Consider the following 5,823-nt stretch of genomic DNA (forward strand, 5'->3'; position numbering starts at 1 on the left):
GCTGATCCTGGGCGTGTCCCGGACCACGCTGGCCATGGCCCGGGACCGGCACCTGCCGGGCGCCCTGGCGGCCGTGCACCCGCGTTTCCGGGTCCCGCACCGGGCCGAGCTGGCGGTGGGAGCGGTGGTCGCGGTGGTGGCGGCCACGGTGGACCTGCGGGGCGCGATCGGGTTCTCGTCGTTCGGCGTGCTGCTGTACTACGCGATCGCCAACGCCTCGGCCTGGACGCTCAACCGGACGGCCGCCGCACGCGTCCTCCCCGGTGTCGGGCTGCTCGGCTGTCTGGTCCTCGCGCTCGCGCTGCCCGCCGTCCCGGTGGCCGTGGGGGCGGCCGTCGTCCTGACCGGCGCGCTCGTGTACGGAATCAGGCGGACACTTGAGTCGTAGAGGGCCTCACACGAAGGGGGAACAGCCGTGAAGCCGGTCAATCTGGTGCTCAACATCCTGTGGGTGGTGTTCTGCGGGTTCTGGATGGCGGTGGGCTATCTGGTGGCCGCGCTGATCAGCTTCGTGCTGATCGTCACCATCCCGTTCGGCGTCGCCTCGCTGCGGCTGGCGGGGTACGCGCTCTGGCCGTTCGGGCGGACCACGGTGCCCAAGCCGACGGCGGGCGTGGGATCGATGATCGGGAACGTGGTGTGGGTGATCGTGGCCGGCTGGTGGCTGGCCATCGGGCACCTGGTGACCAGCATCCCGCTGTTCGTCTCCATCATCGGCATCCCGTTCGGCTGGGCGAACCTGAAGATGATCCCGATCTCGCTGATGCCGCTCGGCACCGAGGTCGTCTCCAGCGAGGAGGCCGAGCGGGCTCCGGCGGGCGGCCCGCAGCGCTGGTGACCCCGGCGGCGTGACGAACCCGGCCCGGCCGTCCGTGCCGGGCCCTTTCCCCGTGCCCGGGCGCGCACGGCCGGCCGGCACGGCTCCAGCGGGGCTGGACTTTCGCTCCACGGCGGGTGGATGACCGCACCAGTGGTGCCGGAGCCCACGCCCGCGCAGCCTGCCGCGCGGCCCGTCGCACGCGTGCGGAACCGGGCAGAAGCTGTCGGTCGACCCGTCCGCGGCTCCCGCCGTCCGGACCGCTTCTGCCTCTCTCACGCCTCTGTGAGCTGGGAGAACAGAGGCCGGACGAGTGCCCGCGGGCCCAGTACCGCGCGTGCCGGACGCGGGTCGCCGCTGTCCGATTGCTTTCCGTTGACTGACCGAACGGTGGCTGCCAAGGTCATGGCGCGGCGCACCGCCGGATCGATCGGAAGCGCCGCGGAACGGCCCGTTTCCCTCGTCACGGGGGAAGCGCCCACCGCCCACCGCAACGGGGAGCGCCACCTGCCATGGACGACGTGACCGTCTGAGCCGTGCGCACCACACGGGTGCGCTTCCGGGACCGGCGTCCTCCCCGCACCCGGCGCCGCGACCGCCGAGCAGGCACTCCCGCGTGTCACCGGCCTGCTTCCCGTGCCCCGGGGGGAGCCGTTCCGCCCCAGCCCGCAACGCATGGCCTTCGTATCAGGAAGCAGGGGGGACCAACCATGGCCCAGGACACCACGACCTCCGGCTCGGCCGACACCCGTCCGGTACCGCGGGTGCGCCTCACCCCGGCGTCGGTCCGGGGGGCGTGCTGCCGAAGGACCGGCCGGTCGGCGAGGAACCGGGTGCACCCGGGACGGCGGCTTCGGCGCCTGCGTCTCCTGTCCGCACGTCCTCTGTCCGCATGCTCCCTGTCGACACGCTCCCTGTCCGCACACGCGACGCCGGAGAAGCGTTCCGGGGCCGAGTGATCTCCGCGGCTGATCCCCCCACCCACACCTCCCAGCGAAGGACAGGACAGTCATGACGCACCCACCGGTCCCCCAGGTCTGCGTGGTGATCCCGACCTACAACCGGGCCGAACTGCTGCGCCGCCAGCTCGAGGGGCTCATCCGGCAGAGTCTGCCGCCCGAGCGGTTCGAAGTCGTCGTCGCCGACGACGGGTCCGCCGACCACACGGCCGAGGTCGTCGCCTCGTTCTCCGGCAAGCTCAGGATCGGGTTCCACACCCAGGAGGACCTGGGGTTCCGGGCCGCCGCCGCCCGCAATGGCGGAGCCCGGCTGGCCACCGCCCCGCTGCTGGTCTTCCTCGACACCGGCGCCCTGGTCGGACCCGACTTCCTCGCCGAGCACATCGCCGCGCACGCGGGGCCGCGGCCCGACGGCACCCCGGGAGGACGCCTCGTCCTCGGTTACACCTACGGCTACAACCCCTACCGGCCTTTCCCCGGCCTCGCCGAGATCCTCGCGCAGAGCGATCCCGAGGACGTGGTGCGCACCTACGGCGGGCGGAAGGACTTCCAGGACCTGCGCCACCCGGAACTCGCCGAGGCCGGGTTCGACCTCGGCCGGCTCGCCACACCGTGGATGCACGTGTGGGCGCTGAACCTGTCGCTGCCCACCGCCGACTTCGAGGCGGTAGGAGGCTTCGACGAGGACTTCCGTTCCTGGGGCGGGGAGGACCTCGAGTTCGGCTTCCGGGTCCACGAGCACGGCCTCCCCCTGGTGCTGTCGCAGCGGGCGTGGGCGCTGGAGAGCCCCCACGAACGCGACCTGGACGGCAACCGCACCAGCAACTGCGCCAACTCCTGGCTGCTGTGGGAGAAGCACCCCGAGCCGGTCATGGAGCTCTACGGCGCCATGTACTCCCGCAACCACTACGACCCGCCCCTGGAGTACGAGTACGGGCGGCTGCTGGAGTGGCAGGAGCACGCCAGGGACCTCGACGTGCGGGCGGAGGCGGAGCGGCTGGCGGCCGAACCGCTCCCGGACGGCGGGACGGCCTCCCGGGTGGTGGTCCTGGGCGCCGGCGGCCACCCGCCCCGGCTGCCGGACGGCGCCTCGTGCACCCTGGTCGACTTCGACCGGGGGCTGCTCGACGCCCTGCCGGCGGCCGACCGCGTCACGGCGGTCCACGCCGTCGGCCTGCGCACCGTCCTCGCGGCGGGCTCCGCGGACCTCGTCGTGATCACCTCGCGGCTGCGTGGGCTGTGGGGCCGCTGGTCCGGCGACCTGCTCGACGAGGCCCGGCGGATCGGCGCCACGGTGCGGGTCGCGTTCGACGACGGGTCCGGTTCCCGGTGAAGGTGAAGGCGGTCCCGGCCCGGACCTCGCTGGTCAGCACGCCACAGCGCAAGATCATGCTGGCCGTGCTGCTCGTCGACACGATCGCGGCCGGGGCGTTCTACCCGCTGACCTTCCTCTACGTCCGCCTCAGCACCGACCTGCCGGTCACCCGGATCGGCCTGATCCTGACCTGCGGCGGCCTGATCGCCCTGCTGCTCAACCCCCTCGCGGGAAGCATCGCCGACCGCTGGGGCGCGCAGCGGACGATCGTGGCGGCGAACGCCTGCTGCGGCATCGGCTACCTGGGGCTCGTCGACATCCACGGCTGGCCCCAGCTGGTCGTCGCGGTCGCGTTCATCACGCTGTCCCAGCGGCTGTACTGGGTCGGCTGGCCGGTCTTCGTGGCCGAGCAGGCCGCCGAGGGCGAGACGCTGGACCGCTGGTTCGCGGTGGTCAACGCGTTCAAGAGCGGTGCGCTCGGCCTGGGAGCGGCCCTCGCCGCGGTGGCCCTCTCCGTCGGGGACGTCGCCACGCTGCGTGCCATCCTCCTCGCCGCGGTGGTCGCCTCGTTCCTGTCCGCGGTGGTGTTCGCACGGCTGCGGATGACGCCCCCGTCCCCGTCGGGGAAGGACGGCGCGGGCGGGGGATCCGGCGGGGCGGACGGGGCAGGCGAGGGATCCGGCGGGGTCGACGGCGCGGGCGAGGGGTCCGGTGGGGCGGGCGAGGCGTCTCCAGGCGGCACGGGGTGGCTCGCGGTGCTCCGCGACCGGCCCTACACCGCGATGACCGCCGCCCACACCGCCCTGACCTTCGCGTGGCTGCTGCCGAGCGTGGCGCTGCCGGTGTACCTCGTCGACACCCTCAGCCTGCCGCCGTGGGTGCCGTCGGTCGCCTTCGCGATGAACACCGTCCTGCCCGTCCTGTTCCAGACGACGGTGTCCCGCATGCTCATGCCCCTGCGGCGCACCCGTGCCGTGCTCGTCGGGGCAGGTTTCTTCGTCCTGGCGTTCGCCCTGTTCGCCGGGGCCCACGACGCCCCACTGACCTTCGCCCTCCTGTGCACCGCAGCAGGCATGGTCCTCTTCTCCCTCGGCGAGATGGCGGCCGGGCCCGCGGCCCAGGCCCTGTCGATGGACGCCGCCCCCGTACCCCTGCGCGGCAGGTACTCCTCGGTCTTCCAGATGTCCTGGACCGTCTCCAACGTCGCCGGCCCCGCCGTCGTCGGCGCCCTGCTGGGGTGGAACGGTCTGGCCCTCTGGCTCGTCCTGGGCCTGCTCATCGGGGTCGGAGGGCTGGGCTTCGTCGCCTGCGAGAAGAGGTTCCCGGCACGTGTGCTGCGTCCCGAGCCGAACGGAAGCATCCGATGAACGACGGACCCCGCATCCTGCATGTGAGCACCAGCACGAAACTGGGCGGCGTCGCCGAGGTCGTGCGCAGCGAACTGCCGTACCTCGCCGAACTCGGCTGGCGGACGCACTGGGTTCTGGCGCACGCCCTGGACGCCGCCCACGACGCCGCGTTCGTCCTGCACAACGGCCTCTACGGAGCACGGAGCGGCGACTTCCCCGAGGAGAGGGTGCGCCACGGCGTCGGCCACTTCCTCGCGGCCAACGAGGCGGCCGTGGTGGCGGCCGCCCGTGACGCCGACGTGGTCGTCCTGCACGACCCGCTGGTGCTCACCCTGGCGACCGCCGTCCGGGCGGTGGCACCCCGCATCGCCTGGCGCTGCCACGTCGGCTCGGAGAACCTGGCGACGATCGACCGGAACGCCGTCGAGTTCCTCCGCCCCCAGCTCGACGTCGTCGACCACCTGCTCTTCTCGGACGCGCGCCAGGTCTGGCCGGGGTGGCAGGACGACGGCCGGACCGTCGTCGTCCCGCCGGGCATCGATCCCCGGTCGTGGAAGAACCGGGACCTCCCGGACGACCTCGCCGGAGAGCTGTGGTCCTCCCTGCACGCCGCCCGCGGCTGCTCCCTCGCCCGTGTCACGGGTGAGGAGGACGCGCGGATCCTGGTCGACGACTTCGGTACGGGCGGTCTGCGCCACCCCGACGCCCCGTTCGTCCTCCAGGTCTCCCGGTGGGACCCGCTCAAGGGCCAGCTCGGAGTCCTCAAGGCCTTCGCCCGGCTCGCCGCCGACGACGACCGGGACACCGAACTGGTCCTCGTCGGGCCGCACATCGACGACCGGCAGAACTATCCGATGAACCGGGCGATATGGCAGGACCTCATGGACTCCTGGGCGAAGCTCCGGCCCCGGACGCGCGACCGCGTCCACATCTGGCGCTTCGGCCCGGTCCAGCGCACCGGGGAGGACCTCGCCCTCAACCTGCTGCGCGGCCGGGCCCGCACGGTCGTGCAGAACAGCAGCCGGGAGAGCTTCGGCCTCACCGTCTCCGAGGCCCTGTGGAAGGGCGCGGTCGTCGTCGGCGCCGACACCGACGGCATCCGGGCCCAGATCCGGCACGACGTCAACGGCCTGCTCACCCCCTACACCGAAGGCGACGGCCCCTGGCCGCGGACGGTGCTCCGCTCGCTGACGGACGAGGAGGGGCGTGCCCGCTGGAGCGCGGCCGCGCGCGCCTCCGTCGAGGAGCACCACCTCTCCCGTCTCGGCGTCCTGCGGCAGGTGGCGGCCTACGAGGGCGCCACGGACCCCGCACGAGGGCGCATCCGTCCGGCGCCGTCCGCCGACGGGGCCGTCCCGGCCGCCCTGGTACCGCCCGGTGCGC

General features: G+C 73.2%; 4 protein-coding genes and 1 pseudogene. All 5 read left to right on the forward strand.

Going from position 1 to position 5,823, the window contains the following annotated elements:
• A pseudogene (locus HW445_RS16245) lies at positions 1–388 on the forward strand (amino acid permease); the annotation flags it as partial.
• 27 nt (positions 389–415) lie between these two features.
• The gene (locus HW445_RS16250; protein WP_180221735.1) at positions 416–838 is read left to right on the forward strand and encodes a YccF domain-containing protein; all 423 of its coding nucleotides are present in this window, start codon (positions 416–418) and stop codon (positions 836–838) included.
• A 990-nt stretch (positions 839–1,828) separates the two neighbouring features.
• Entirely contained in the window at positions 1,829–3,109 is a 1,281-nt protein-coding gene (locus HW445_RS16255) for a glycosyltransferase (protein WP_180221736.1), read from the forward strand.
• Positions 3,106–4,458: an MFS transporter gene (locus HW445_RS16260; protein ID WP_180221737.1), complete on the forward strand. Its 1,353-nt coding sequence runs from the start codon at positions 3,106–3,108 to the stop codon at positions 4,456–4,458. The genes HW445_RS16255 and HW445_RS16260 overlap by 4 nt, the downstream gene beginning before the upstream one ends.
• A partial coding sequence (locus tag HW445_RS16265) for a glycosyltransferase (RefSeq protein ID WP_180221738.1) occupies positions 4,455–5,823 on the forward strand: 1,369 nt, incomplete at its 3' end. The genes HW445_RS16260 and HW445_RS16265, both read left to right, overlap by 4 nt.

This window comes from Streptomyces sp. UH6 (genome assembly GCF_013421635.1).
GTDB classification, from domain to species: domain Bacteria; phylum Actinomycetota; class Actinomycetes; order Streptomycetales; family Streptomycetaceae; genus Streptomyces; species Streptomyces abyssomicinicus.

Bases quoted from the DNA above. Each gene is read 5' to 3' on its own strand.
- HW445_RS16255 (WP_180221736.1), top strand. From the start codon at position 1,829: ATGACGCACCCACCGGTCCCCCAGGTCTGCGTGGTGATCCCGACCTAC.